Source organism: Pseudomonas sp. HS-18, assembly GCF_020401845.1.
GTDB lineage: Bacteria > Pseudomonadota > Gammaproteobacteria > Pseudomonadales > Pseudomonadaceae > Pseudomonas > Pseudomonas nitroreducens.
Genome location: NZ_CP084413.1, coordinates 4,771,856 through 4,797,089, shown reverse-complemented (window position 1 = coordinate 4,797,089; position 25,234 = coordinate 4,771,856). Strand labels below are relative to the sequence as shown.

The 25,234-nt window shown below is 66.6% G+C and carries 21 protein-coding genes; 13 read left to right on the top strand and 8 right to left on the bottom strand.

Annotation, left to right across the window (positions count from 1 at the left end):
* Positions 1 to 54 precede the first annotated feature (54 nt).
* The 7 genes from LDJ84_RS22295 (at position 55) to LDJ84_RS22265 (ending at position 5,250) form a co-directional block, all read left to right on the top strand.
* Positions 55 to 1,845: a DUF294 nucleotidyltransferase-like domain-containing protein gene (locus tag LDJ84_RS22295; protein ID WP_226045419.1), complete on the top strand. Its 1,791-nt coding sequence runs from the start codon at positions 55 to 57 to the stop codon at positions 1,843 to 1,845.
* Complete coding sequence (locus tag LDJ84_RS22290) at positions 1,842 to 2,468, top strand: 3'-5' exonuclease (RefSeq protein ID WP_065085957.1); 627 nt, start codon at positions 1,842 to 1,844, stop codon at positions 2,466 to 2,468. Before LDJ84_RS22295 ends, LDJ84_RS22290 begins: the two co-directional genes overlap by 4 nt.
* Positions 2,469 to 2,588: 120 nt before the next feature.
* Positions 2,589 to 2,747: a DUF3309 family protein gene (locus tag LDJ84_RS22285; RefSeq protein WP_017522017.1), complete on the top strand. Its 159-nt coding sequence runs from the start codon at positions 2,589 to 2,591 to the stop codon at positions 2,745 to 2,747.
* A gap of 208 nt (positions 2,748 to 2,955) precedes the next feature.
* Positions 2,956 to 3,255 carry a hypothetical protein gene (locus LDJ84_RS22280; RefSeq protein ID WP_024763450.1) on the top strand — a complete coding sequence of 100 codons (300 nt, stop codon included), beginning with the start codon at positions 2,956 to 2,958 and terminating at the stop codon, positions 3,253 to 3,255.
* Between the two features lie 168 nt (positions 3,256 to 3,423).
* Positions 3,424 to 4,236: an SDR family oxidoreductase gene (locus tag LDJ84_RS22275; protein ID WP_038803310.1), complete on the top strand. Its 813-nt coding sequence runs from the start codon at positions 3,424 to 3,426 to the stop codon at positions 4,234 to 4,236.
* Between the two features lie 229 nt (positions 4,237 to 4,465).
* On the top strand, positions 4,466 to 4,891 hold the full coding sequence (locus LDJ84_RS22270; RefSeq protein WP_024766159.1) for a hypothetical protein: 426 nt from the start codon (positions 4,466 to 4,468) through the stop codon (positions 4,889 to 4,891).
* 29 nt (positions 4,892 to 4,920) lie between these two features.
* Positions 4,921 to 5,250: a YnfA family protein gene (locus LDJ84_RS22265; RefSeq protein WP_024766158.1), complete on the top strand. Its 330-nt coding sequence runs from the start codon at positions 4,921 to 4,923 to the stop codon at positions 5,248 to 5,250.
* A gap of 41 nt (positions 5,251 to 5,291) precedes the next feature.
* Here the strand turns inward: LDJ84_RS22265 and LDJ84_RS22260 are convergent, their stop codons facing one another.
* The 4 genes from LDJ84_RS22260 to LDJ84_RS22245 all read right to left on the bottom strand — a co-directional run bounded on the left by LDJ84_RS22260 (position 5,292) and on the right by LDJ84_RS22245 (position 10,438).
* Positions 5,292 to 5,522 (bottom strand): YheU family protein, encoded by a 231-nt coding sequence (locus tag LDJ84_RS22260; protein WP_226045418.1) that lies wholly within the window; start codon positions 5,520 to 5,522, stop codon positions 5,292 to 5,294.
* A gap of 59 nt (positions 5,523 to 5,581) precedes the next feature.
* Entirely contained in the window at positions 5,582 to 6,802 is a 1,221-nt protein-coding gene (locus tag LDJ84_RS22255) for an osmoprotectant NAGGN system M42 family peptidase (RefSeq protein ID WP_024766156.1), read from the bottom strand.
* Positions 6,799 to 8,598: an N-acetylglutaminylglutamine synthetase gene (ngg, locus tag LDJ84_RS22250; protein ID WP_226045417.1), complete on the bottom strand. Its 1,800-nt coding sequence runs from the start codon at positions 8,596 to 8,598 to the stop codon at positions 6,799 to 6,801. The genes LDJ84_RS22255 and ngg overlap by 4 nt, the downstream gene beginning before the upstream one ends.
* Before the next feature lie 70 nt (positions 8,599 to 8,668).
* Complete coding sequence (locus tag LDJ84_RS22245; protein WP_024766154.1) at positions 8,669 to 10,438, bottom strand: N-acetylglutaminylglutamine amidotransferase; 1,770 nt, start codon at positions 10,436 to 10,438, stop codon at positions 8,669 to 8,671.
* 132 nt (positions 10,439 to 10,570) lie between these two features.
* Here LDJ84_RS22245 and LDJ84_RS22240 point away from each other — a divergent pair, with 132 nt between their 5' ends.
* Positions 10,571 to 11,059: a MarR family winged helix-turn-helix transcriptional regulator gene (locus tag LDJ84_RS22240; RefSeq protein WP_024766153.1), complete on the top strand. Its 489-nt coding sequence runs from the start codon at positions 10,571 to 10,573 to the stop codon at positions 11,057 to 11,059.
* Positions 11,060 to 11,062: 3 nt separating this feature from the next.
* On the opposite strand, the gene LDJ84_RS22235 is transcribed toward LDJ84_RS22240, so the two are convergent.
* Together LDJ84_RS22235 and mnmC are read right to left on the bottom strand one after the other, a co-directional pair.
* The gene (locus LDJ84_RS22235; protein WP_226045416.1) at positions 11,063 to 11,812 is read right to left on the bottom strand and encodes a sulfite exporter TauE/SafE family protein; all 750 of its coding nucleotides are present in this window, start codon (positions 11,810 to 11,812) and stop codon (positions 11,063 to 11,065) included.
* A 55-nt stretch (positions 11,813 to 11,867) separates the two neighbouring features.
* A complete protein-coding gene (gene mnmC / locus LDJ84_RS22230; RefSeq protein WP_226045415.1) occupies positions 11,868 to 13,835 on the bottom strand; it encodes a bifunctional tRNA (5-methylaminomethyl-2-thiouridine)(34)-methyltransferase MnmD/FAD-dependent 5-carboxymethylaminomethyl-2-thiouridine(34) oxidoreductase MnmC in 1,968 nt (655 codons plus the stop codon).
* 109 nt (positions 13,836 to 13,944) lie between these two features.
* Here mnmC and pap point away from each other — a divergent pair, with 109 nt between their 5' ends.
* Entirely contained in the window at positions 13,945 to 15,450 is a 1,506-nt protein-coding gene (gene pap, locus LDJ84_RS22225; protein WP_024766150.1) for a polyphosphate:AMP phosphotransferase, read from the top strand.
* 437 nt (positions 15,451 to 15,887) lie between these two features.
* On the opposite strand, the gene lapD is transcribed toward pap, so the two are convergent.
* Positions 15,888 to 17,843 (bottom strand): cyclic di-GMP receptor LapD, encoded by a 1,956-nt coding sequence (gene lapD, locus LDJ84_RS22220; RefSeq protein ID WP_024766149.1) that lies wholly within the window; start codon positions 17,841 to 17,843, stop codon positions 15,888 to 15,890.
* A gap of 11 nt (positions 17,844 to 17,854) precedes the next feature.
* Complete coding sequence (lapG, locus tag LDJ84_RS22215; RefSeq protein WP_045210266.1) at positions 17,855 to 18,556, bottom strand: cysteine protease LapG; 702 nt, start codon at positions 18,554 to 18,556, stop codon at positions 17,855 to 17,857.
* A 208-nt stretch (positions 18,557 to 18,764) separates the two neighbouring features.
* Here lapG and LDJ84_RS22210 point away from each other — a divergent pair, with 208 nt between their 5' ends.
* The 4 genes from LDJ84_RS22210 to LDJ84_RS22195 are packed head-to-tail and all read left to right on the top strand — an operon-like array spanning position 18,765 to position 25,165.
* Positions 18,765 to 19,910, top strand: coding sequence for an efflux RND transporter periplasmic adaptor subunit (locus LDJ84_RS22210; RefSeq protein WP_226045414.1), 1,146 nt, complete (start codon positions 18,765 to 18,767; stop codon positions 19,908 to 19,910).
* The gene (locus tag LDJ84_RS22205) at positions 19,907 to 23,002 is read left to right on the top strand and encodes a multidrug efflux RND transporter permease subunit (RefSeq protein ID WP_226045413.1); all 3,096 of its coding nucleotides are present in this window, start codon (positions 19,907 to 19,909) and stop codon (positions 23,000 to 23,002) included. The genes LDJ84_RS22210 and LDJ84_RS22205 overlap by 4 nt, the downstream gene beginning before the upstream one ends.
* 46 nt (positions 23,003 to 23,048) lie before the next feature.
* Positions 23,049 to 23,741 carry a heavy metal response regulator transcription factor gene (locus LDJ84_RS22200; protein WP_024766145.1) on the top strand — a complete coding sequence of 231 codons (693 nt, stop codon included), beginning with the start codon at positions 23,049 to 23,051 and terminating at the stop codon, positions 23,739 to 23,741.
* Between the two features lie 32 nt (positions 23,742 to 23,773).
* Complete coding sequence (locus LDJ84_RS22195; protein WP_413247468.1) at positions 23,774 to 25,165, top strand: heavy metal sensor histidine kinase; 1,392 nt, start codon at positions 23,774 to 23,776, stop codon at positions 25,163 to 25,165.
* The last annotated feature ends 69 nt before the right edge of the window (positions 25,166 to 25,234 follow it).

The window sequence follows — 25,234 nt, the reverse complement described above, 5'->3', positions numbered from 1 at the left end:
GGCCGGAGGTGGAAACACCTCCGGCCCTGCTTTTTTGACAGGGATGGATAACGGATGTCCGACGATTTCAACTTCGCCTCGCCTCCTTTCGACCAGCTTCGTCCGCTGGAGCGCGAGCAGCTGCGCGATGCATTGAGCGTGGGTTACTACACGGTCGACGAAGTACTGCTCGAGGCCGGTGCGCCGGTGCCCTGCCTGTTCATCCTGATGAAGGGTGTGATCGAAGAGCGCGGCGAGGACGGCAGGCTGTTCGCGCAATATGGCGCCGAAGACCTGTTCGATGTTCGCGGATTGCTCTCCGGCAGCAGCAAGCACCGTTACCAGGCAGTGGAAGAAAGCATCGTCTACGAACTGCCCGCGGCGGTTTTCCATCAGCTCTGCGCGGACAATCCCCAGTTCGCGCAATTCTTCCGCGCGGACCTGGCCAGCAAGCGCCAGCTGGAGCGCCGCGACGGGCAGAACCTGGCCGAATTCATCCTCACCCGTATCGCCTCCGAACACCTGTTGCCGGCCATTGAAGTGGAGCCTACGTTGCCGCTGGGCGATGCGGCGCGCCTGCAGCTGAGCCGTGGTGCCGACGCCTTGCTGGTGCGCGAGGAAGGTGCCCTGGGCATTGTCACCCGCACCGACCTGATGACCGCGCACTTCCGCGATGGCTTCAGCGAGGCGCAACCCATCGGCCCGCTGGCGCACCGCCCGCTGAGCCATGTCGAGCTGGGGGATTTTCTCTTCGACGCGATGATCCTCATGACCCGCCAGCGCATCGAACGCGTGGCGGTGTGCGAGGAGGGCAGGGTGGTCGGCCTGTTGCACCTGACCCAGGTGCTCAGCCTGTTCTCCACCCACTCCCATGTGCTGGCGCTGCGCATCGCTCGCGCCGAGAGCGAGGCCGAGCTGCGCGCCGCGGCCGAGACCCTGCACACGCTGATCGCCACCCTGGCGGGCAATGGCATCCGCCTGCGTTTCATCATGCAACTGGTCAGCGCGCTGAACGAACAATTGCTCGAGCGCCTCTTCGAACTGCAAGTGCCGCCGGTGCTGCGCGGCCGCTGCTGCCTGCTGGTGATGGGCAGCGAAGGGCGCGCGGAGCAACTGCTGAAAACCGACCAGGACAACGCCCTGATCCTCGACGACGGTCTGCCGGTGGAGCAGGGCCTGCTGCTGATGCAGCGCTTCTCTGCCGCCTTGTTGGAATTCGGCTATCCGCCATGTCCCGGTGGCGTGATGGCCAGCCGGCCGGAGTGGTGCAAAGCCTTGTCGGAATGGCAGCGCGAATTGCGCGAGTTGCCGTTGCAGGGGCGCCCGGAGCAACTGATGCGCCTGTCGATTCTTGCCGATGCCTGGCCGGTGGCGGGCAACCGGCGGCTGTTCGACGGCCTGCGCGAATGCCTGGGTGAACTGGCTGGCGACAGCAGCCGCTGGATGAGCGACCTCGCCTTGCCGGCGCTGCAATTCGACACGCCGCTGACCTTCCTCGGCCAACTCAAGACCCAGGATGCGCAGCTCGACGTGAAGCGCGGCGGCATCTTCCCCATCGTCCACGGCGCCCGCGTGCTGGCCGTGCGCGAAGGCCTGGAGGAGCGCGGCACGCTGGGCCGGCTGACTGCGCTGAAGGCGCTCGGCGTGCTGGACGAGTCGCTGGTGGACAACCTGGTCGAGTCCTTCGAGCTGTTCCTTCAACTGCGCCTGCGCCAGCAATTGGACGGCAAGCGTGACGGTCGCGAGCAGGGGCTCGATGTTTCCCGACTGAGCCGCCACGAGCGCGACCTGCTGCGCTTCGGCTTGCACACGGTGAAGAAGTTCAAGCAGAGCCTGACCCGCCAATTCCATCTGGAGACCCGATGAACGCCTGCGTCGCCGCCCCCGATCCGCACTGGTCCGCCTGGCGCCGTCGCCTCTACTGGTGGCGGCATGATCCGGCCGAGGCGGAGGAACTGGTGTCGCTGGACCTGGAAACCACCAGCCTCGATCCGCGCAAGGCCGACATCCTCAGCATCGGCGCCGTGGTGATCCGCCGAGGCAAGCTGATCCTCGGCGAGCGCCTGGAGCTGCTGGTGGAACCGCCGCCATCGCTGGACGGCGAGTCGATCCGCATCCACAAGCTGCGCCGCGCCGACCTCGAAGGCCAGCTGCCGCTGGCGGAGGCGCTGAAGCGGGTACAGGCGTTCATCGGCGTCCGCCCGCTGCTGGGTTACTACCTGTCCTTCGATGTCGCTGTACTGCGCCGGCATCTGCGCGAGCAGCTCGGCGCGCGGCTCGACAATCCCCGCGTCGAGGTCTCCGAGATCTACCACCGCAAGATGAGCCGGCGCTTTCCCGACCTGCACCTGGACCTGCGCTTCGATACCCTGGCGCGCAACCTGGAAATTCCCATCGAAGGTCGCCACACCGCCATCGGCGATGCGCGCACTGCCGCGTTGATGTTCCTGCGCCTGCGCAAGGGCTCATTACCCCGCGATCTGAGCTGATCCCGGCGGCGTGCAGATTCTTTGAATCTTCCGCGCAACCGCCCGGTCGGAACTCATAAGCGCTGGCCAATCGCATCCCGCGAGCCATCGCCCCTCGTCGACTGAAAGAGGAGAGACGATATGGGACTCGGGACCATCCTGTTGATCATCCTGATCTTGATGCTGATCGGCGGCCTGCCGGTCTTCCCCCACTCGCGCAACTGGGGTTACGGCCCGTCGGGCGTCATCGGTGTCGTACTGGTCGTTCTGCTGGTGCTGTTGTTGCTCGGACGTATCTGACCGAGTGGATCGGCGTGACCCGTTAAACCCCTCACCCCAGCCCTATCCCAGTGGAGAGGGCTGGGGTGAGGGGAACACCCGACCACGGAGGCCCCAGGTAAGTCGGTTTTTGTCACCGCGCTGATACGCCACAGGGTGATTCGTCGCACAGCCCGCTGGGGAGGCCTGTACTAACATACTGGGCCTTTGCCATCAGGGAGTCGTAGGGATGCTGGGCGTTGTACTGGTTGTGCTGGGCGTGGTGTGGTTGCTCGTCCAGTGCGGGCTGGGCCTGCCGCCGTTGGCCGAAGCCATGACCCTGGACCCGGTGGTCGACCCCGACCGCTATTGGCAATTCGTTTTCCTCGGTCCGGCGCTTCCGGTGGCGCTGGGCGTCTTCCTCCTCCGCTACCGTATCCAGGGCTTTGCCCAGCTCAAGCGCGAACGTATCAACTGCGCTGCCCACCTGCTCGTCTCCGCCGGCATCGCCCTGGTGCTGGGCAAGCTCTGCGTGCTCGCCCAGGCCTGACCCTGCAAGCCGTGAATCACTAGTGCGCCGGCGGTTTGCCAGGGGCATTCAGCGCCCTGATTTCACCGCTGATGGTCGAAAGCCTTGGTTACACTTCGGGCCACAGTCGTCGACAGATCCTCGTCGACCACCCGTCCCGAACAAGACAAGAAAAGGCAGACCTCCCTTATGCAAAATCGCATCATGATCACCGGCGCCGGTTCCGGCCTCGGACGCGAAATCGCCCTGCGCTGGGCCCGCGAGGGCTGGAAGCTGGCGCTGGCCGACGTTAACGAAGCAGGCCTGCAGGAAACTCTCAAGCTGGTGCGCGAGGCTGGCGGCGACGGCTTCACCCAGCGCTGCGACGTGCGCGACTACAGTCAGCTGACCCAGCTGGCGCAGAACTGCGAAGAGAAGTTCGGCGGCATCGACATCATCGTCAACAATGCCGGCGTCGCTTCCGGCGGCTTCTTCAGCGAACTGTCGCTGGAGGACTGGGACTGGCAGATCTCGATCAACCTGATGGGGGTGGTCAAGGGCTGCAAGGCCTTCCTGCCGCTGCTGGAAAAGAGCAAGGGCCGCATCATCAACATCGCCTCCATGGCCGCGCTGATGCAGGGCCCGGCGATGAGCAACTACAACGTGGCCAAGGCCGGTGTGGTGGCGCTGTCGGAAAGCCTGCTGGCCGACCTCAGCCTGGTGGACGTGAAGGTCCATGTGGTCTGCCCGTCGTTTTTCCAGACCAACCTGCTGGACTCCTTCCGCGGCCCCAGCCCGGAAATGAAGACCCAGGTCGGCAAGCTGCTGGAAAGCTCGCCCATCAGCGCCGCCGACATCGCCGACTACATCCACCAGGAAGTGGCCCGCGACGTCTTCATGATCCTGCCTCATGAACAGGGTCGCATGGCCTGGCAGATCAAGCAGCAGAACCCCCAGGCGCTCTACGACGAGATGGCCAAGATGGCGGAGAAGATGCAGGCCAAGCGCCGCAGCCTTTCCTGATTTTGCCCTCTTTCGGTGCAATGAAAGACAGGGCTTGCCCAGGCCGGTGCAAAGGGTTAGTTTTAGTCACCGGCCTGCCTGGCTGATGTACGTTGGACCCCGGTAAAAGCCCCGCGAATGTCGCGGGGCTTTTGCTTTTTCGGGCTACCGCCCAGCTCTTGGGATTCGTGCTTTGCGCATCGTCGGGCCTGTGTTAGAAGGCTCCGGTGTCATTGAAGGAAGAACCCGCTTGCACTGTGAATCCATCGTCTATGGCTGCATCCGCGACTGGCCCGGCGACTCGATGGAGCGCCGCCTGCGCCGCGCCGCCAACCGCAAGGTCCTCGACAGCCTGCCCATGGGCGAGGCCTGGCCGTTCCTGGGCCGCGAAATGTTCAGCCGCTGCGAGACCGAAGGCGCGGGCCTGTACCAGTCCCAGGTGATCCATTTCGGCGCCAGTTACCAGACCATCGAGTACGAGTGGAAACTCTGGGTCGAACAGTTCGAAGCGCTGTTGCGCCGCCTTTACTGGGCCAGTGCGGTGGTGCACCTGGAAACCGAGGTCAACGGCAGCCACACTTTCCGCTGGGAATCCGAGAATGGTTTCCACAGCCCGCGCGAAGGTGAGCTGAAAGTGCGTTGCGCCTGGGAGCGCGAGGGCGGCCTGCGCGGCTGATGGCGCGCCTCCCGTTACGGAAAGCATCCATGATCAATTACCTCTGGTTCGTCCTCGCCGCGTTCTGCGAGATCGCTGGCTGCTACGCCTTCTACCTCTGGCTGCGCCTGGACAAGAGCGCCCTGTGGATCATTCCCGGGTTGCTCAGCCTGACGCTGTTCGCCCTGCTGCTTACCCGCGTCGAGGCGAACTATGCCGGACGCGCCTACGCGGCGTACGGCGGTATCTATGTGGCCGCGTCGCTGTTCTGGCTGTCCTTCGTGGAAAAGAGTCGCCCGCTGTGGAGCGACTGGGTCGGCGTGGCGCTCTGCGTGATCGGCGCCAGCGTGGTGTTGCTCGGGCCTCGTCTCGCGCCGTGATCTGAGCGGGATCGACAGCTGCAGGAGTTCCTGACGCTCTATCAGTCCTCCAGCCACTCCCTCGGCAATTCGCTTTTCAGCATCAGCTGGCACTGCTGGCTTTCCGGGTCGAAGACGATCACCGCCTCGCCGCGCTTGAGCGCATGGCGCGCGCGCTCTACGCGCACGTCCAGGGGCGTGTCGTCGCCGTTGTCGGTGCCTTCGCGGGTGACGAAGTCTTCCAGCAGGTTGTTCAGGGTGTAGGCTTCGATCAGATCGTAAGGAATCAGCATGGCGGAGTACTCGGAATCGCAGCGCGGGATTGTAGTCCCGCGATGCGGTGAGTGCAGCTTCAGTTCTTGCCCTTATCCGAGTCCTTGCCCCGGTCGCCGCTGTCGGTGCTGTCGATCAGGTCGTCCACCGGCGGTACATGGGTGGTGCTTTCCATGTGCACCGGGTGCTCCAGTTGCTTGCTGAAGCGCTCCAGCGTGCCCTCGCTGGGTTCGGCGTCGCTGTCGAAGACCGGCGGGCTGAGCAGGTAAGCAGTCAGCAGTTTCGATAGTGCGGCCAGGCTGTCGATATGGGTGCGCTCGTAGCCATGGGTGGCGTCGCAGCCAAAGGCCAGCAGCGCTGTGCGGATGTCGTGGCCGGCGGTGATCGCCGACTGCGCATCGCTGTGGTAGTAGCGGAACAGGTCCCGGCGCACGGCGATCTCGTGGCGCTCGCCCAGGCGCAGCAGGTGCCGGGACAAGTGGAAATCGTAAGGCCCACCGGAGTCCTGCAACGCCACGCTGACCGCATGTTCGCTGGAGTTCTGCCCCTCGGCCACCGGCGCGATATCGATGCCGACGAATTCGCTCACATCCCAGGGCAGCGCGCCGGCCGCGCCGGAGCCGATTTCCTCGGTGATGGTGAACAGTGGGTGGCAGTCGATCGGCGGCACCTGGCCGGCTTCGACGATGGCCTTGAGCGAGGCCAGCAGCGCGGCCACGCCGGCCTTGTCGTCGAGGTGGCGGGCGCTGATGTGGCCGCTCTCGGTGAACTCGGGCAGCGGGTCGAAGGCGACGAAATCGCCGATGGCCACGCCGATGGATTCGCTGTCGGCACGGCTGGCGGTGTAGGTGTCCAGGCGCAGCTCGACGTGATCCCAGCTGATCGGCAACGTATCCACCGCGGTGTTGAAGGCGTGCCCGGAGGCCATCAGCGGCAGCACGCTGCCGCGGAATACGCCGTTCTCGCAGAACACCGTGACCCGGCTGCCCTCGGCGAAGCGGCTTGACCAGCAGCCCACCGGCGCCAGGGCCAGGCGGCCGTTGGGTTTGATCTCGCGGACGATGGCGCCGATGGTGTCCAGGTGCGCCGAGACGGCGCGGTCCGGGCTCTTGCGCCGGCCCAGCAGGGTGGCGCGGATGGTCCCGCGGCGAGTCATCTCGAAGGGCACGCCGATCTCCTCCAGCCGTTCGGCGACGTAGCGCACGATGGTGTCGGTGAAACCGGTGGGGCTGGGGATGGCGAGCATTTCCAGCAGCACGCGCTGCAGGTAGTTGAGGTCGGGTTGTGGCAGTTGGGTCATGCCGGGGCCTCTTCGTTGGGGTGAGGCTGATCACGGTTGTCGCGATGCAGGAGTTCGCGGCTCAGCGGGAAGAGCAGGTCGACGAAGCGTTCGGCGGTCGGCTGCGGCTCATGGTTGGCCAGGCCGGGGCGCTCGTTGGCCTCGATGATCACGTAGTCCGCCTGGTCGGCCTCGGTGACCAGCAGGTCGAGGCCGGTGACCGGAATCTCCAGCGCTCGCGCGGCGCGGATGGCGGCGTCGGCCAGGGCCGGGTGCAGGCGCTCGGTGACGTCTTCCAGGGTGCCGCCGGTGTGCAGGTTGGCGGTGCGGCGTACGGCCAGGCGTTGGCCGCTGGGCAGCACATCGTCGTAGCTGAAGCCGGCGGCGGCCAGGGTGCGCTCGGTCTCGCCGTCCAGCGGGATGCGGCTTTCGCCTCCGGTCGCAGCCTGGCGCCGGCGGCTCTGCGCCTCGATCAGCTTGCGGATGCTGTGCCGACCATCGCCGATCACCTCGGCGGGGCGGCGAATGGCGGCGGCCACCACTTCGTAACCGATCACCACGATGCGCAGGTCATTGCCGGGGTGGTAGCTCTCGAGGATGACGCGGGTGTCGAACTGCTTCGCGTGGGCGACGGCGCTCTCCATCTCCTCGGCCGTGCGCAGGTCCACGGCGACACCCTGGCCCTGTTCGCCGTCCACCGGCTTGACTACCAGCGCGCCGTGTTCTTCGAGGAATGCCGCGTTGTCTTCGGCGCTGGCGGCCAGGCGTTGCTGCGGCTGGCGCAGGCCGGCGCGGTCGAGGGCGCGGTGGGTGAGGGTCTTGTCCTGGCACAGGCTCATGCTGACGGCGCTGGTGAGGTCGCACAGCGACTCGCGGCAGCGAATGCGTCGGCCGCCCTGGGTGAGGGTGAAGAGGCCGGCGTCGGCGTCCTGCACCTGCACCTCGATGCCGCGTCGATGGGCTTCGTCGACGATGATTTTCGCGTAGGGATTGAGTCCCTTTTCCGGGCCGGGGCCAAGGAACAGCGACTGGTTGATGCCGTTCTTGCACTTCACTGCGAAGGTCGGCAGTTCACGGAAGCGCAGCTTGCGGTACAGCGACTTGGCCTGCTGGTTGCCGTGCAGCACCGACAGGTCCAGATAGGCCAGCCCGCGGCTCATGAAGTGTTCGATCAGGTGGCGTACCAGCGCTTCGCCGACGCCGGGCCGGCTGGACTGCGGGTCCACGGCCAGGCACCAGAGGCTGGAGCCGCCTTCGGGATCGCGGAAGGCCTTGGCGTGGTTGATGCCCATGACGGTGCCGATCACCGTGCCGGTCTCGGCGTCTTCCGCCAGCCAGTAGGCCGGGCCGCCCTGGTGGCGCGGGGTGACGTTGGAGGGATCGACCGGCAGCATGCCGCGCGAGAGGTAGAGGCGGTTGATCGCCGTCCAGTCGTCGTCGCTGTGCACGCGGCGGATGCGGAAGCCGCGGAAGGGGCGGCGCGCCGGGCGGTAGTCGGTGAACCACAGGCGCAGCGCGTCCGAGGGGTCGAGGAAGAGTTGCTGCGGGGCGTGGGACAGCACCTGCTGTGGCGCGGCGACGTAGAGGGCAATGTCGCGCTCGCCGGGTTGTTCGTTGAGCAACTCGGCCGCCAGCTTGTCCGGGCTGGAGAAGGTATGGCCGATCAGCAGGCGGCCCCAGCCGCATTGCAGGATCAGCGGGCCGTGGCTTTCCGCGTGGTCGCCGGCGAAGCGCGCCTGCAGGCGCTCGTAGGTCGGCGTCTGGCCGCGCAGCAGCCTCTGGTTGTGGGGATGGGGCAGGTTGGAATGGGGTTTCATCGTGCGCTCCCTGATAAGCATCTGTCCTGGGCTGTGGGGATGGCGGCGCCACGCACGGCGCCGCCGGGCTCTAGAGGCCTTGTTCCGTCAGCCAGAGGTTGAGGGCCGCCAACTGCCACAACTTGGAACCGCGCAGCGGAGTGAGGTCGCTCGCCGGGTCGCTGAGCAGGCGGTCGAACATCGCCGTCTCGAACAGTCCACGGTCCTGGCTCGGGTCCAGCAGCAATTCGCTGACCCAGGCGCGGGTATTGCCTTGCAGGTGCTTGAGGCCGGGCACCGGGAAGTAGCCCTTGGGCCGGTCGATCACCTCGCTGGGGATGACCTTGCGCGCGGCGGCCTTGAGCACCTGCTTGCCGCCGTCGCCAAGCTTGAAGCGCGACGGGATGCGTGCCGACAGTTCCGCGACGCGGTAGTCGAGGAACGGCACGCGGGCTTCCAGGCCCCAGGCCATGGTCATGTTGTCCACGCGCTTGACCGGGTCGTCGACCAGCATGATGGTGCTGTCCAGGCGCAACGCCTTGTCCACCGGGTCTTCTGCGCCGGGTTGGGCGAAGTGGTCGCGGACGAACTCGCTGGCCACGTCCTCGACCCGCATCGCCTCGCGGACGGTGTCCAGGTACTCGCCGTGGCTGCGATCGAAGAAGGCCGCGCGGTAGGCCTGTAGCGGGTCCTTCGCGCCGGCCACTTTCGGGTACCAGTGGTAGCCGGCGAACAGCTCGTCGGCGCCCTGGCCGCTCTGCACCACCTTGCAGTGCTTGGAGACTTCCCGCGAGAGCAGGTAGAAGGCGATGCAGTCGTGGCTGACCATCGGTTCGCTCATGGCGCGGAAGGCCGCCGGCAACTGCGAGATGACTTCGTTCTCGTCGATGCGCAGCTGGTGGTGGCGGGTGCCATAGCGTTTCGCGATCAGGTCCGAGTACTGGAATTCGTCGCCGCGCTCGCCGCCGGCATCTTCGAAGCCGATGGAGAAGGTCAGCAGGTCCTCGACGCCGGCTTCGTGGAGCAGGCCGACCAGGAGGCTGGAATCGACACCGCCGGAGAGCAGCACGCCAACCTCGCGGGCAGCGCGCTGGCGCACGCTCACGGCGTCACGCAGGCTGCTCAGCAGGCGGTCTTCCCAATCGTCCAGGGTCAGCTCGCGCTCATCGGGCAGCGGGCCGTAGTCCAGGGACCACCAGCGCTGGCGCTCGGTGTGGCCGTCGGCGTCGATGCTCATCCAGGTGGCCGGCGGCAGCTTCTGCACTTCGGCCAGCAGGGTGCGCGGCGCGGGCACCACGGCGTGGAAGCTCAGGTAATGGTTGAGTGCCACCGGGTCCAGCGCCGGGTCGATATCGCCGCCCTTGAGCAACGCCGGCAGGCTGGAGGCGAAGCGCAGGCGCTTGCCGGTCTGTGAAAGGTACAGCGGCTTGATGCCGAGACGATCGCGGGCGATGAACAGGCGCCGTTTGTCGCGTTCCCAGATGGCGAAAGCGAACATGCCATTGAGGCGGGGCAATAGTTGTTCACCCCAGGCGTGGTATCCCTTGAGCAGCACTTCGGTGTCGCCACCGGAGAAGAAGCGGTAGCCCAGTGCTTCGAGCTCCTGGCGCAGCTCGGGGTAGTTGTAGATGGCGCCGTTGAAGACCAGTGACAGGCCCAGGGCGGTATCGATCATCGGCTGACCGGAGGCTTCAGCCAGGTCCATGATCTTCAGCCGCCGATGGCCCAGGGCCACCGGACCTTCGCTATGGAAACCCCAGGCGTCGGGGCCTCGCGGGGCCAGGTGATGGGTGATGCGTTCGACTGCGGCAAGGTCCGCAGCCTGTTTATCGAAACGTAACTCTCCTGCTATTCCGCACATGTCCTTACCGGATCTCCGTTGGGGATGAAGTGGGTGGCGTCTCACGGACGCCTTAGGGGATGACCCGTCGATCCGGCGAGAGTTCTATTTGATTTCATTGAGGAAAAATGACGGAGCAGCAGGTGGACTGACATGGCCGACAGCAAGACTTCGATGCGCAACGCCCACGCACTCTCGATGTTGCAGGCCCTGCGGCGCCTGCAACAGGCGGCGGAGGTGCACTCCAAGAGCCTGGGCCGGGATGGCGAACTGACGCCGCTGCAGTTGCTGATCCTGCAGGTGGTGGAGTTGGAAGGGGAAATAACCGCTGGTCAGCTGGCGCGGCACGTGGCGCTGTCCCAGTCGTCGCTTTCCGGTGCACTGGCCCGGTTGGAGAGCAAGGGGCTGCTGACGCGGCGGCGCGACGATGGTGATCGCCGCAAGCAGTGGATGAGCCTTGAAGCCGATGGCCGCAAAGCGCTCAAGCACAGCCCGGCGCTATTGCCCGAGCACGCCCTGGAGCGCTTCGCCGGGCTGCCCGAATGGGAGCAGCACGCGATTCTCGCCGGGCTGTTGCGCGCGGCCGAGCTGTTCGAGACGCCAGGGAGCGGCGTCGAGGAAGAAGAGGAAGAAGAGTTCTGAGCGTCAGCTCATCAGTTTCTGTGCCGCCAGGGACAGGCTGACCGCCACCAGCATCAGCGCGAACAGGCGCTGCAACGTCGCGCCGCCCAGGCGCACCGCCAGGCGATTGCCGAACAGCACGCCCAGTGCACCGCCCGCCGCCAGGCACGCCAGCAAGGGCAGCGGTGGCTGTGCGTGGGTCAGATAAAGCAGGAATCCACCGCCGGACACCAGCGCGATCACCGCCATGGACGTCGCGGTTGCCGCCATCATCGACAGCGGCGTGAACCACAGCAGCCCCGGTACGATCAGGAAGCCGCCGCCCACACCCATCAGGCCGGACAGCATTCCCACCGCCAACCCCACCGCAAGCAGCGGACCGTTGCGCGTCGGCAGTTCGGACACGCGCGGCTGGCTGGAGCCCTGCCACATGCGCCAGGCCGACCACAGCACCAGCACGCAGAAGCCGATGATCAGCCAGCCATCGGGCACGAACTTGCCCAGCCACTGGCCGATGGCGTTGCCCGGCCAGCCGGTGATCACCAGCCAGAACAGCGGCTTCCATGCCACCTGGCCCTGCCGCGCACGCGGCACCGCGCCAATGGCTGCCGACAGCGCAACGGCGCCGAGGCTGACGCCGATGGCATCGTGCAGCGGCAGGTGCAGGCTGAGGAGCAATGGCAGTGCCACCAGCGAACCGCCGGCGCCGGTCAGGCCCAGCAGCAGCCCGAGGATCAGGCCGATGGCGGAGGATTCAAGCAGCAGTGCATCCATGTCGGTGGTCCGCTCTGGAAGCTGGTCGCGGTCCTGTCGCTGGACCGCGAGATGATCAGGCGTTCTTCTGGCCGCGCACGATGTCGCGCAGGAAGAAACGGTTCGGGTGGCAGGCCTCGGCCACGGCACGGGGCAAGGGTAGCGGTTCGTCGTCGATCCAGGCAGCGAGCAACTCGCCAGCCAGCGGCGCGGTGACCAGCCCGCGGGAGCCGTGGGCGCTGTTCAGGTACAGGCCGTCGAGCCAGGGGCACGGAGTTTCCGGCACCTGGCGCGCATCCTTGCCCAGTACAGCGTAAGCGCTGGCGAAGGCTTCGCGGTCGGCCAGCGGGCCCACCAGTGGCAGATAGTCCGGCGTGGTGCAGCGGAAGGCGGCGCGGCCCTGCAGAGTTGCCGGGTCGAGCTGGGCGATGTGCATGCGTTCGCTCAGGTCTGTGGATATCTCCGCCAGCAGGTCGAGGTTGCCCAGGTGTTCTGCCAATGATGGCTCAGTGTCGTCTCGCTTGAATTCGAAACTGGCGCCCAGGGTGTGCTCGCCGTGACGCGGCGGGGCGACGTAGCCCTCGGCGCAAACCACGGTATTCAGCGCGGCGCTGTCGGCGGTGGCCGGCACACGGGTGATCTGCCCGCGAATGCGCTTCATCGGCAGGCTCGATGCGCCTTCGAAGCGGCGCACCTCGGCGGCGGTGGCAAGGATGGCGACGGGCGCGCTGGCAAGTTTCGCGTCGCCGCTCCAGGCGCTCCAGCCATCGGCTTCGCGTTGCAGGCGGACTTCCTCGCCGGCCAGCACGCGGATGTTCGGATGCTGCGCCAGGTGCCGGCACAGGGCCGGCGGATGTACCCAGCCACCTTCGGGATAGAACAGCCCACCGGCGGGCAGGCCGACGCCAGCGAGGCTTTCCGCCTCGGCCTTGTCCAGCAGGCGCAGCAGCGAGCCGGGGAAGGCTTCGGCGAGCTTCGCCTGGCGGCCGGCCTCGGCTTCATCGAAACCCAGTTGCAGCACGCCGCAGTCGGACCATTCCTCGCCTTTCTGCAGACGCTGGATCAGCCGTCGCGTATGGCCAAAGCCGCTGACGATCAGCCGTGACAGGGCGGTGCCGTGGGCGGACAGCTTGAGATAGAGCACGCCCTGGGGATTGCCCGAGGCTTCCTCGGCGAGGCTGGCATGACGCTCGATCAGAGTCACCTGCCAGCCGCGTGCGGCGAGACTCGCGGCGCTGGCGCAACCGGCCATGCCGCCGCCGATCACCAGGGCTTGGCGCGTTCCCTTCGAGCGAACGGGGCGGGCGTACCAGGGCTTGCCGGTGGGCTGTTCGAGGCCGATGAATTCGCCCTGGGACATCTCCCATTTCTTGCCGAAGCCCAGGGTACGGCGAATCTTGAAGCCGGCTGCGCCCAGTCCGCGGCGGACGAAACCGGCGCTGGTGAAGGTGGCGAGGGTCGTGCCCGGCGCCGAAAGACGGGCCAGCTGCGCATAGAGCGCGTCGTTCCACATCTGCGGGTTCTTCGCCGGGGAGAAGCCGTCGAGGAACCAGGCATCGACGCGTGCGTCCAGTTCCGGCAGCGTGTCCAGTACGTCGCCCACCAGCAGGGTCAGCACCACGCGGCCGCCCGCGAAGACGAAGCGCTGGAAGCCGGGATTGATCGCCACGTACTGTTCCAGCACCTGCCCCGACAGGTGCGCCAGCTCCGGCCAGAGGGCGAAGGCGCGGCGCAGGTCTTCAGGTGCTACCGGGTACTTCTCGGTGGTGACGAAGTGCAGCCGTGCATCGCCAGGTGCCAGCGTCTCGAACAATTGCCAGGCGCAGAGGAAGTTCAGCCCGGTGCCGAAGCCGGTCTCGCCAATGCACAGGCGCCCGCCTGCTGGCAGCGCCGCGAAGCGCTCGGGCAGACGGTTGCCGTCGATGAACACGTGGCGCGTCTCGGCAATGCCCGAGTCGCGGGAAAAATACACGTCGCCATAGACGCGGGAAGTGGGCTGGCCGTTCTCGTCCCAGTCGATCTGGGCGCTGCTGATGTCTGGCATGAAGGAAGGCAGGGCAGTGAAACGAAGGCGGCAGTTTAGCTGATCCGTTCCGAGGACAGGCTGCGTCACTTCCGCTACCTTTTACTCACTTCGAGACAAGGAGAGGTGCATGTTCGAATCCGCCGAGATCGGTCATTCCATCGACAAGGAAACCTATGAGAAGGAGGTCGCGGTGCTGCGCGAAGCCCTGCTCGAGGCGCAGTACGAGCTCAAGCAGCAGGCGCGCTTCCCGGTGATCATTCTGATCAACGGCATCGAGGGCGCCGGCAAGGGCGAAACGGTGAAGCTGCTCAACGAGTGGATGGATCCGCGCCTGATCCGGGTGGAAAGCTTCCTCCAGCCCACCGACGAGGAACTCTCGCGGCCGCCGCAATGGCGTTTCTGGCGCCGTCTGCCGCCCAAGGGAACGACCGGCATCTTCTTCGGCAACTGGTACAGCCAGATGCTCTACGCGCGGGTCACCGGCGAGATCAAGGACAGCCAGCTCGATGGCCTGATCAACGATGCCGAGCGTTTCGAGCGGATGTATTCCGACGAGGGCGCGTTGATCTTCAAGTTCTGGTTCCACCTCTCCAAGAAGCAGCTCAAGGAGCGGCTCAAGACACTGGAGAACGACCCGACGCGCAGTTGGCAGCTCTCCGAGATCGACTGGAAGCAGAGCGAGGTCTATGACAAGTTCGTGCGTTACGGCGAGCGCGTGCTGCGCCGCACCAGCCGCGACTACGCGCCCTGGTACGTGGTGGAGGGTTCCGATGAGCGCTACCGCAGCCTGACGGTGGGCCGCACCATTCTCGAGAGCCTGCAGGCCGCACTCAAGCGAAAGGACCGCCCGACCCCGCAGCCCCATGCGGCGCCACTGGTCTCCAGCCTGGACAACAAGGGGCTGCTGGATGCGCTTGACCTGAGCCTGTCGCTGGACAAGGACCAGTACAAGGAACACCTGGCCAAGCAGCAGGCGCGCCTGGCCACGCTGATGCGCGACAAGCGTTTCCGCAGCCATTCGCTGATCGCCGTGTTCGAAGGCAACGACGCCGCCGGCAAGGGCGGCGCCATCCGCCGCGTGACTGATGCGCTGGACCCACGCCAGTACCGCATCGTGCCGATCGCCGCGCCCACCGAGGAGGAGCGTGCGCAGCCCTATCTGTGGCGTTTCTGGCGGCACATTCCGGGGCGGCGGCAGTTCACCATCTTCGACCGTTCCTGGTATGGCCGGGTCCTGGTGGAGCGGGTCGAGGGCTTCGCCTCCGACGCTGACTGGTTGCGCGCCTATGCGGAGATCAACGACTTCGAGGAGCAACTGACGAACTACGGCATCGTGCTGGTGAAGTTCTGGCTCTCCATCGACCAGCAGACCCAGTTGGAGCGCTTCAAGGAGCGCGAGTCGATTCCCTTCAAGCGCTTCAAGATCACCGAGGAGGACTGGCGCAACCGCGACAAGTGGGACCAGTACGTGGATGCGGTGGGGGATATGGTCGATCGTACCAGCACCGAGATTGCGCCCTGGACGCTGATCGAGGCCAACGACAAGCGTTATGCGCGGGTGAAGGTGCTCAAGACGATCAATGATGCGCTGGAGGCGGCTTACGGAAGCGCGAAGAAGGGCAAGAAGGACTGACGTTTGGTGTAGGAGCGAGCTTGCTCGCGAATGCGGCCTTCAAGGCCTGCTCCGGCGTTTGCCCTTGTGTAGGAGCGGGCTTTGTCCGCGATGTGTCTGCCTAGCTTTGAGGTTTCCAGCGCCGCTTCAGCGTGCGCTGCGACTTCTCGTTGCGCCCCCTCGGGCGACCTACTTTGGCAAACGACGGATGGCCGCCCCATCCAAAGTGGGCAAAGGTCTTGCCCCGGACATCCGGTTATTCGCTTAGGCGAAAAATTCCCTCGTCGAATCGAAGTTTCAACGAGCCCTCCTGAACGGGGCGGTTCGGAGTGCTCGGCTGTTTTTCTGGAAGTCTTTGAAGTGTCAGAGCCTGAGACAGGGATTGCGAGCTCTTCGTAGGAGCGAGCTTGCTCGCGAACTGACTCCGCAGCGGGCTCTGTTCGCGAGCAAGCTCGCTCCTACAAGGTGTTCTTCTGCGACGGCTTCGGTGCGCCAATGAGTCGCCCCATCGCCCCGGCAATCCCCATCTCCCGCAGCACCTGCAGCTCGCCCTCGGTCTCGACCATCTCGGCGATCAGCGGCAGGTCGATGCTGTTGGAAGCCCGGTACATGGCCTCGATGAACAGGCGCTTGTCGTTGTCCTGGTCGATGGCGCGGATGTAGCTGCCGTCGATCTTCAGGTACGCAAGACCCAGGCGGGTGAGGTTGCCGATCAGGCTGAAGCGCCCGCCGAAGTGCTGCAGGCCGAGCTTGGCGCCGACTTCCTGGACCGACTGGGCGAGCTTCTCCAGCTCGGCCGGCGGCGGCAGGTAGCGTTCGTCCACTTCCAGCGTCATCAGCTGCGCTTCCTGCGGGTGGGCACGCAGGATTTCGAAGAGCTGGCGCAGGGGCTCGGCGCTGCGCACGGTTTCCGCCGAGAGCGACAGGGCCAGCGGTGCCGGTTGCTGGGCGAGGTGGGCGAGGGCGTGTTCGAGCATCGCCAGGTCGAAACGCGCCGACCAGCCGAAGCGCTCGATCCACGGCAGGAATTGCCCGGCGGCCACGGCCTCGCCCTTGGGATCGAGCAGCCGCGCGAGGACTTTCTGGTGCAGCAACTCGCCGTTTTCCGCGCAGGCGCGCACGGGCTGGAACCACAGCTGCAGCTTGCCCTTTTGCAGGGCGTCGTCGAGCCAGTCGCGCCAGGCACGGGAGTCCTGGGCGGGCTGGCTGCCGGAGCTGTCCAGGCGTTGCCAGGTGCGGTCCGGAGTGGCCTGTGCCTGGGCCAGTGCCTGGTCGGCGCGCGACAGCACGCCAGCGGAGGGCTCGCCCGGTCGGAAGGCCGCCAGGCCCAGATGCGCCACCGGCGTGCAATCGCTGGCGCCCGTGCCGCGCAGGTTTTCCAGGGCGGCACTGAGTTCGTCCGCCAGATGCTCTGCACTGGCGCTGTCCAGGCCGGGCGCCAGCAGGGTGAATTCGCCGCCGCGACTGCGCGCGGCCAGCCAGTCCGGCGTGCCGTGCTGCTCGCGCTCACGTTCCAGCAACTCGGCGACGTCGCGGATCAGCGCGTCGGTGCGCTGTCCGCCGAGGCGCTGGTTGAGCCCGGCCAGGTCGTTCAGGCGCAGCAGCAGCAGGTAGCCGGCGGCGTTCTGTTCGCTGGGCGAGAGCTGCGCGTCCAGCCGTGCGTCGAACAGGCGACGGTTGGCCAGGCCGGAAAGGCTGTCCTGGTAGGCCTCCTCGCGCAGTTTCTCGCTGCGGCTGGCTTCCTCGGCGAACAGGGCCTTGAGCTTGTCGACCATCTGGTTCATCGCCTGTACCACGCGCCGCAGCTCCGGGGTGCGCGGTTCCCTGGGCAGGGTGAGGAATTCGCGGCGGGTGATGGCGTGGGCTTGCTGCACCATCTGGTCCAGAGGCTTCAACTGGGTGCGCAGCAGCCAGCCACCAAGGATGGCGCTGACCAGCCCGCAGGCCAGCAGCCAGGCGAGGCTGCCCAGCGCGCCGTCCCACAGCTTGGCCAGGGCGAACTGCGGATGGCTGACCACCTCGACCCGCGCGGCCTGTTCCCAGCCGCGCATGATCAGCGCGTCGCCGCCCTGGGCCTTGAGGTTGACCAGCTTGGCGAACCAGGCCGGCACCTGCTGGTTCTGGGTGTCGCTGTCGCGCTCGACGATGACCTTGCCCTCGGGAATGCTCACCACGCGGATGGTGGCGAAGTAGCCGGAGTCGAAGATCGAGCTGACCATCAGCTCGATCATCGCCGGGTCGTCCACGTGCGGGGTGAGCGACAGGCCCAGCGCGGTGGCCGCATCCTGGGCATGGGAGCGCAACTGGCCGATCAGTTGCTCGCGGGAGCTTTCCAGGCTGGCGGCGAAGCTGCCGGCGAAGGCCACCACGAGGAACAGGCAGATCGCCAGGAACAGTTGCTTGAGCAATGACATGCCGGGTTCTCCTATCGCGTCTCGTCGAGGTCCAGGCCCTCGGCGCGCATCTTGGTCAACAGGTCCTGCCAGCGCGACAGCTTCTTGCTGTCGCCGGTGCGCTTGCCGCCGCCGGGGCCGGGCAGCCACAGCCCCTCGGCGTTGAAGGCGTAAACGGGCAGGAGGTCCTTGCGCTGGGAGGCGGGCTTGATCTGCGGGATCAGGTTGTCCAGCACCAGCGGTTCGGCAGTGGGGGAGGCGTAGTAGGTGAGCACCATGTGCGCCTGGTTCTGCTGCAGCGCCTTGACGTAGGTGATGCGCAGCTTGTCGCTGGCGACCCCGAGGCGGCGCAGGGTGACGAACTTGGCGATGGAGTAGTCCTCGCAGTCGCCGGCGCCCTTGTAGAGCGATTCCACCGGGGTGGCCCAGTAGTCCTCCTGGTGCCAGACGGTGCGGTCGTCGGTGAACACCAGCGCGCCATTGAAGAAGGCGTTGACGGCCTTGAGCTTGGCCATCTCGTCGAGATTCTCGCTGTCGGCGATCAGGCGGCCCCAGGATTCGATGCGGGTCTTGGCGGTGCCGAGGTTGCCGTAGCGCTGCTCGGCGTTCTTCAGGATGGTGTCGAAGTTCCAGGCGGCGCCGGCGCTCAGCGCGAGGAGCGCGAGCAGCAGCACGCCGGCCCGCAGACGCAGCGGGCTGGCGAACAGCCAGAGGGCTCCTCGGGGTGGCTGCATCGCCAGCGCTCCATGTGGGATGTGTGGAGTCTAGGCGCTCTTCGAGAACTTGCGCCGGCCTATCGCCATTAGGCGCAAAGCCCCGCTGTACGGGGCTTGAAGACGAAACTGACAGGATTGTCATTTAAGGGTCAGCGTCCGGTCCCGGCTGCTGGCTTATAACCCCAGGATGCGGCCACTGTGGCCGATCCAGACGCAGGAGAGCGGGATGCAGGGGCAACGGCGGGTTTGGCTGGCGGCAGGGTTGCTGGGGGTGACGGCGCTGGGAGCAGGCATCTGGAGCTTTGCCGGCCGGCACGAGGCGCCGCAGGCCGCAGCCCAGCCAGCCGGCATACCGGTAACCCTGGCGCGAGTGGCCCGCGAGGACCTGGCGCAGAACCTCGACGGCGTTGGCACCGTTACCTCGCTGGCCAGCGTGCTGGTCCGCCCGCAAGTGGAAGGCCAGCTCACCGCGTTGCTCGTCGAAGAGGGGCAGATGGTCAAGCAGGGCGAGCTGCTGGCGACCATCGACGACCGCGCGATCAAGGCTGCGCTGGAGCAGGCCGAGGCGACCAAGCAGAGCAACCAGGCGCAGCTGCGCATCGTCGAGCAGGACCTGGCGCGCTACCAGGCGCTGATCCAGCGCGGCTCGATTTCCCGGCAGACGGTGGAGCAGAGCGAGGCCGAAGCCGCTCGCCTGCGTGCCACCCTGCGCGGCAACGACGCCACCATCGACGCCGAGCGCGTGCGCCTGTCCTACACCCGGATTACCTCTCCGGTTGCCGGCCGCGTCGGCATTCGCAACGTGGATGTCGGCAACCTGCTGCGCACCAACGACAGCAGCGGCCTGTTCACCGTCACGCAGATGTCGCCGATCTCGGTGGTCTTCGCCCTGCCGCAGGAAAGCCTGCCCAAGTTGCAACCGCTGATGAGCAGCGATTCCCCGGTCGTGGCGCGCAGCCGCGACGGCGGCCAGTTGCTCGGCGAGGGCCGCCTGCGCAGCATCGACAACCAGGTGGCCGCCAGCACCGGCACCATCCGTGTCCGTGCGGTTTTCGACAACAAGGACGGCCAGCTCTGGCCGGGGCAGTTCGTTGCCATCGACCTGCGGTCCGGCGTGCTGCACAACGGCCTGGTGCTGGACAGCCGCGCCGTGCGCCGTGGCCTGGACGGTGCCTTCGTGTTCCGCATCGAGGACGGCAAGGCGCAGAAGGTGCCGGTGCGCATCGTCGCGGAAGTGGACGGGCGCACCATAGTCGAGGGCCTGGCGGTGGACGATGAAGTGGTGCTCGACGGCCATTCCCGCCTGACGCCCGGTGCACGCGTGGAGGTGCAGGGCGACGTGCAGGCCCTGGCCCGCCGGAGCGAGCCATGAGTGTGCGCGCCGGCATGTCCGGCTGGTGCGTGCGCCACCCCATCGCCACCTGCCTGCTGACCATCGCCTCGCTGCTGCTCGGGCTGCTGGCGTTCTTCCGGCTTGGCGTCGCGCCGTTGCCGCAGGTGGATTTCCCGACCATCCAGGTCCAGGCCCTGCTGCCCGGCGGCAGTCCGGAGACCATGGCGTCGTCGGTGGCGACCCCGCTGGAAGTGCAGTTCAGCGCCATTCCCGGCATCACCCAGATGCTGTCCACCAGCGCCCTGGGCTCGACCACCCTGACCCTGCAGTTCGACCTGGACAAGAACATCGACGTCGCCGCCCAGGAGGTCACCGCCGCGATCAACGCCGCCGCCGGCCGGCTGCCGGCAGACATGCCGAACCTGCCGACCTGGCGCAAGATCAATCCGGCGGACAGCCCGATCATGATCGTGCGGGTGAACTCCGAGCTGATGCCGCTGATCGAGCTGAGCGACCTGGCCGAAGTGCTGCTGTCGCGCCAGCTCAGCCAGATTGCCGGGGTGGGGCAGATCTTCGTGGTCGGCCAGCAGCGCCCGGCGATCCGCATCCAGGCTCAGCCGGAGAAGCTCGCGGCGTACCGCCTGACCCTGGCTGACCTGCGCCAGTCGCTGCAATCGGCGAGCATCAACCTGGCCAAGGGCGCGCTGTTCGGCGACGGCCGCGTGTCCACCCTGGCGGCCAACGACCAGTTGTTCAGCCCCGACGAATACGGCGATCTCGTCGTCGCTTACCGAGCGGGCGCGCCGGTATTCCTGCGCGACCTGGCGAAGGTGGTGAAGGCGCCGGAAGACGACTACGTGCAGGCCTGGCCGGATGGCCGGCCGGGCGTTGCGCTGGTGATCCTGCGCCAGCCCGGCGCGAACATCGTCGAGACCTCCGATGCCATCCAGGCCGAGTTGCCACGCCTGCGCGAGATGCTGCCGGCGGGCGTCGAGGTGGAAGTGCTCAACGACCGCACCCGCACCATTCGTGCCTCGCTGCACGAAGTCGAACTGACCCTGCTGCTGACCATGGGGCTGGTGGTGCTGGTGATGGGGCTGTTTCTCCGCCAGCTGTCGGCGACCCTCATCGTCGCGACTGTCCTGGGGGTGTCGCTCAGCGCGAGTTTCGCGGCGATGTATCTGCTGGGCTTCACGTTGAACAACCTGACGCTGGTGGCGTTGATCATCGCGGTGGGCTTCATCGTCGACGATGCCATCGTCGTGGTGGAAAACATCCACCGCCACCTGGAGCAGGGCAAGGACCGGGTCGAGGCGGCGCTGGCCGGCGCCTCGGAGATCAGCTTCACCGTGGTCTCGATCAGCTTCTCGCTGATCGCCGCATTTATCCCGCTACTGTTCATGGGTGGCATCGTCGGTCGGCTGTTCCGTGAGTTCGCAGTGAGCGTCACGGCCGCCATCCTGATTTCCGTGCTGGCCTCGCTGACCGTGGCGCCGATGCTCGCCTCGCGCTTCATGGGCAAGCCGAAGCATGGACATGATGACGGCGGGATATCGGAGTGGCTGCTGGCACGCTACGCGAAGGGGCTGGACTGGTCGCTCAAGCACCAGCGCACCGTGCTCGCCGGCTTCGTGGTCTGCGTGGCCATTGCGGTGGCCGGTTATGTCGGGATTCCCAAGGGCTTCTTCCCGTCCCAGGACACCGCCTTCATCTTCGGTACCACCCAGGCCGCCGAGGACATCTCCTATGCCGACATGGCCGAGAAGCACAAGCAACTGGCGGATATCATCGCCGCCGACCCTGCCGTGCAGAGCTACAACCACGCCATCGGCATCACCGGCGGCAGCCAGAGCCTGTCGAACGGGCGCTTCTGGATCGTGCTCAAGGACCGCGGCGACCGCGACGTATCGGTGGACGAGTTCATCAACCGCATCCGGCCCAAGCTGGCCAAGGTGCCGGGCATCGTTCTCTACCTGCGTTCGGCCCAGGACATCAACCTTGCCACCGGCCCGGTGCGCACCCAGTACCAGTACGCCCTGCGCAGTAACGACAGCGCGGCACTGGCACTCTGGGCGGATCGGCTGACCCAGCGGCTGAAGGAGGAGGGCGGCCTGCAGGACGTGTCCAACGACCTGCAGATGGGCGCCAGCGTGACCTCGCTGCAGATCGATCGAGTGGCGGCGGCGCGTTTCGGACTGTCCGCCGAGGATGTCAGCCAGACGCTCTACGATGCCTTCGGCCAGCGCCAGGTGGGTGAGTTCCAGACCGAGGTCAACCAGTACAAGGTCATTCTCGAACTGGATTCCCGGCAGCGTGGTCGCGCTGACAGCCTGGCGTGGTTCCACCTGCGCTCGCCGCTGACTGGCGAGATGGTCCCGCTGGCGGCGCTGGCGCGGGTCGTGCCGGACAAGTCCGGGCCACTGCAGATCAACCACAACGGCATGTTCCCGGCGGTGACCCTGTCCTTCAACCTGTCGCCGGGCGTGGCCCTGGGCGATGCCGTGAGTCTCGTCCAGCGCGTGCAGCAGGAGATCGGCATGCCGTCCAGCATCAGCGGCGAGTTCCAGGGCGCGGCGGCGGCCTTCCAGAGCTCGCTGGCGAGCCAGCCGCTGCTGATCCTCGCGGCGTTGTTCGCGGTCTACGTGATCCTCGGCGTGCTCTACGAGAGCTTCGTGCACCCGCTGACGATTCTTTCCACCCTGCCTTCGGCAGGCATCGGCGCGGTGTTCCTGCTCTGGGGTTGGGGCCTGGAGTTCTCGGTGATGGCGCTGATCGGCCTGGTGCTGCTAATCGGCATCGTCAAGAAGAACGGCATCCTGATGGTCGACTTCGCCCTGGCTGCGCAACGCCAGCGCGGGCTGTCGCCTTACGATGCGATCCGCGAGGCGTGCCTGGCGCGCTTCCGGCCGATCATGATGACCACGCTGGCCGCGCTGCTCGGCGCGATCCCGCTGATGATCGGCTTCGGCACCGGCTCGGAACTGCGCCAGCCGCTGGGCGTGGCGGTGGTGGGCGGGCTGATCTTCAGCCAGGCGCTGACCCTGTTCAGCACCCCGGTGGTGTACCTGGCGCTGGACCGTGTCTTCCACCGCCCGCAGCCTGCGCAGGTAATTGCCGGAGGTGCGGCATGAAGCGCGGCTGGGTAGCATGGCTGGACGCGGCGAACGGAGGGCCGGCATGCGCGTACTGATTGTTGAAGACGAGAGCAAGACCGCCGATTACCTGCAGCGCGGCCTGAGCGAGCAGGGCTTCACCGTGGACGTCGCGGCCAACGGCATCGACGGCCGGCACCTGGCGCTCAACGGCGAATACGACGTCATCGTGCTCGACGTGATGCTCCCCGGTATCGACGGCTACGGCGTACTGCGCGCGTTGCGCGAACAGCGGCAGACGCCGGTGATCATGCTCACCGCCCGCGAGCGTGTGGAAGACCGCGTGCGCGGCCTGCGCGAGGGCGCCGACGACTACCTGATCAAGCCGTTCTCCTTCCTCGAACTGGTGGCGCGCCTGCAAGCGCTGACCCGCCGTGGCGCGCACCTGGAAAGCGCCACGCAGATGCGCATCGCCGACCTGGCCATCGATCTGGTCAGCCGCCGCGTGCAGCGCGGCGGCACGCGCCTGGAACTGACCGCCAAGGAATACTCGCTGCTGTGCGTGCTGGCCCAGCGCAGCGGCGAAATCCTCTCCAAGACGGCCATCGCCGAGCTGGTCTGGGACATCAATTTCGACACCGATACCAATGTCGTCGAGGTCGCCATCAAGCGCCTGCGCGCCAAGCTCGACGGGCCGTTCGACACCAAGCTACTGCACACCATCCGCGGCATGGGCTATGTGCTGGAGAGCCGCACCGTGCAGGAGCGCGAAGCGTGAAAGGCCTGTCGCTGTCGACGCGCCTGGCCGGCATGTTCGCCGTCGCCGCACTGGGCATCTTCCTGCTCATCGGTTCGGCCATCTATTGCGTGCTCGATGCGCAGATCGAGCGCCTGCAACGCTCGGAGCTGGACACCCGTTTCAACATGGTCGCGCGCATGCTCGACAAGCCCGACCTCGCCGAGCGCTGGCCGCACATGCAGCTCAAGCTCAACACCCTGAGCCAGGAGTACCAGTTGATCCGCTTCTGGATCGACAGCGACGACGCGCGCTTCCGCTACGGCAAACCCAACGAGACGGTCAACCGGATGCTCGGCACCGGGAACGGCTATGCCGAGCTTGAGCTGCCCGAACACGACGCACCGCTCTCCGCCCGTGTCGGCCGCCTGCCGGCCAGCGATGGACGACCGGCGCTGGTGCTGCTGGCGGCGATCGACAGCGTGGCATTCAAGCACGCCCGCGAGGCGACGCTGGTGACGCTGTTCGTGCTCTCCGCGCTGGGGATCGCGCTGGCGACCTTGTGCGGCCACTGGATTGCCCGCGTCGGTTTGCGGCCGCTGCACGAACTGTCTGCCGAAGCGAGGCAGATCAGCCCCCGCCAGCTGTCACAGCGGTTGCGCCTGGCCGGTTTGCCGGCGGAGCTGTCGGCGCTGGCCGGTGCCTTCAACGAAGCACTGGACCGGCTGGAGCAGGCTTATCTGCGTCTGGAGTCGTTCAACGCCGACGTCGCCCACGAACTGCGCACGCCGTTGGCCAACCTGATCGGCCAGAGCCAGGTCGCGTTGTCCCGCGAGCGCAGCGCACAGGATTACGAGGAGGTGCTGCAGTCCAACCTGGAGGAGCTGGAGCGCCTGCGTGCCATCGTCAACGACATGCTGTTCCTCGCCCGTGTCGACCAGGGCGGGCTGGCTGCCGAAAGGGTGGAAACCTCACTGGCGGCCGAGGTGGCGACGACGCTGGACTTCCTCGAGGTGATCTTCGACGAACAGGGCGTGCAGGTGAATCTGCGCGGCGATGCGCGGGCCTGCGTCGAGCGCGCGCTTTTCCAGCGCGCGGTGACCAACCTGCTCTACAACGCCGCCCAGCACACCGCACCGGGCGGGCGCATCGACGTACGCCTGAGCGTCGAGCGCAGCGCCGCGCTGGTGGAAGTCAGCAACCCTGGCGAGCCGATCACCGCCGAGCAACGCGCGCGGCTGTTCGAGCGCTTCTATCGCGCCGACATGGCTCGCGCCAACAGCCAGAGCAACCATGGGCTGGGGTTGTCCATCGTCAAGGCGGTGGCGAGCATGCACGGCGGCTCGGTGTTCGTGCGCAGCGAGGGCGGGGTGAATACCTTCGGCTTTACGGTGGATGGGGTGGGGCCAGTCGGGCCGGCGCAGGATGATCAGCAGGATGTGACGGGCGAAGTGGTGCCAGTCTGAAGGCTTCAGTGCTCGGGCAATAGCCCTCTCCCTTCCGGGAGAGGGCTGGGGAGAGGGTTTTCGAGCCCG

What these genes read in the sequence shown, in the direction of transcription:
- LDJ84_RS22295 (WP_226045419.1), top strand. Translation starts at nt 55, where the DNA reads ATGTCCGACGATTTCAACTTCGCCTCGCCTCCTTTCGACCAGCTTCGT.
- LDJ84_RS22290 (WP_065085957.1), top strand. Translation starts at nt 1,842, where the DNA reads ATGAACGCCTGCGTCGCCGCCCCCGATCCGCACTGGTCCGCCTGGCGC.
- LDJ84_RS22285 (WP_017522017.1), top strand. Translation starts at nt 2,589, where the DNA reads ATGGGACTCGGGACCATCCTGTTGATCATCCTGATCTTGATGCTGATC.
- LDJ84_RS22280 (WP_024763450.1), top strand. Translation starts at nt 2,956, where the DNA reads ATGCTGGGCGTTGTACTGGTTGTGCTGGGCGTGGTGTGGTTGCTCGTC.
- LDJ84_RS22275 (WP_038803310.1), top strand. Translation starts at nt 3,424, where the DNA reads ATGCAAAATCGCATCATGATCACCGGCGCCGGTTCCGGCCTCGGACGC.
- LDJ84_RS22265 (WP_024766158.1), top strand. Translation starts at nt 4,921, where the DNA reads ATGATCAATTACCTCTGGTTCGTCCTCGCCGCGTTCTGCGAGATCGCT.
- LDJ84_RS22260 (WP_226045418.1), bottom strand. Translation starts at nt 5,522, where the DNA reads ATGCTGATTCCTTACGATCTGATCGAAGCCTACACCCTGAACAACCTG.
- LDJ84_RS22255 (WP_024766156.1), bottom strand. Translation starts at nt 6,802, where the DNA reads ATGACCCAACTGCCACAACCCGACCTCAACTACCTGCAGCGCGTGCTG.
- ngg (WP_226045417.1), bottom strand. Translation starts at nt 8,598, where the DNA reads ATGAAACCCCATTCCAACCTGCCCCATCCCCACAACCAGAGGCTGCTG.
- LDJ84_RS22245 (WP_024766154.1), bottom strand. Translation starts at nt 10,438, where the DNA reads ATGTGCGGAATAGCAGGAGAGTTACGTTTCGATAAACAGGCTGCGGAC.
- LDJ84_RS22240 (WP_024766153.1), top strand. Translation starts at nt 10,571, where the DNA reads ATGGCCGACAGCAAGACTTCGATGCGCAACGCCCACGCACTCTCGATG.
- LDJ84_RS22235 (WP_226045416.1), bottom strand. Translation starts at nt 11,812, where the DNA reads ATGGATGCACTGCTGCTTGAATCCTCCGCCATCGGCCTGATCCTCGGG.
- mnmC (WP_226045415.1), bottom strand. Translation starts at nt 13,835, where the DNA reads ATGCCAGACATCAGCAGCGCCCAGATCGACTGGGACGAGAACGGCCAG.
- pap (WP_024766150.1), top strand. Translation starts at nt 13,945, where the DNA reads ATGTTCGAATCCGCCGAGATCGGTCATTCCATCGACAAGGAAACCTAT.
- lapD (WP_024766149.1), bottom strand. Translation starts at nt 17,843, where the DNA reads ATGTCATTGCTCAAGCAACTGTTCCTGGCGATCTGCCTGTTCCTCGTG.
- lapG (WP_045210266.1), bottom strand. Translation starts at nt 18,556, where the DNA reads ATGCAGCCACCCCGAGGAGCCCTCTGGCTGTTCGCCAGCCCGCTGCGT.
- LDJ84_RS22210 (WP_226045414.1), top strand. Translation starts at nt 18,765, where the DNA reads ATGCAGGGGCAACGGCGGGTTTGGCTGGCGGCAGGGTTGCTGGGGGTG.
- LDJ84_RS22205 (WP_226045413.1), top strand. Translation starts at nt 19,907, where the DNA reads ATGAGTGTGCGCGCCGGCATGTCCGGCTGGTGCGTGCGCCACCCCATC.
- LDJ84_RS22200 (WP_024766145.1), top strand. Translation starts at nt 23,049, where the DNA reads ATGCGCGTACTGATTGTTGAAGACGAGAGCAAGACCGCCGATTACCTG.
- LDJ84_RS22195 (WP_413247468.1), top strand. Translation starts at nt 23,774, where the DNA reads ATGTTCGCCGTCGCCGCACTGGGCATCTTCCTGCTCATCGGTTCGGCC.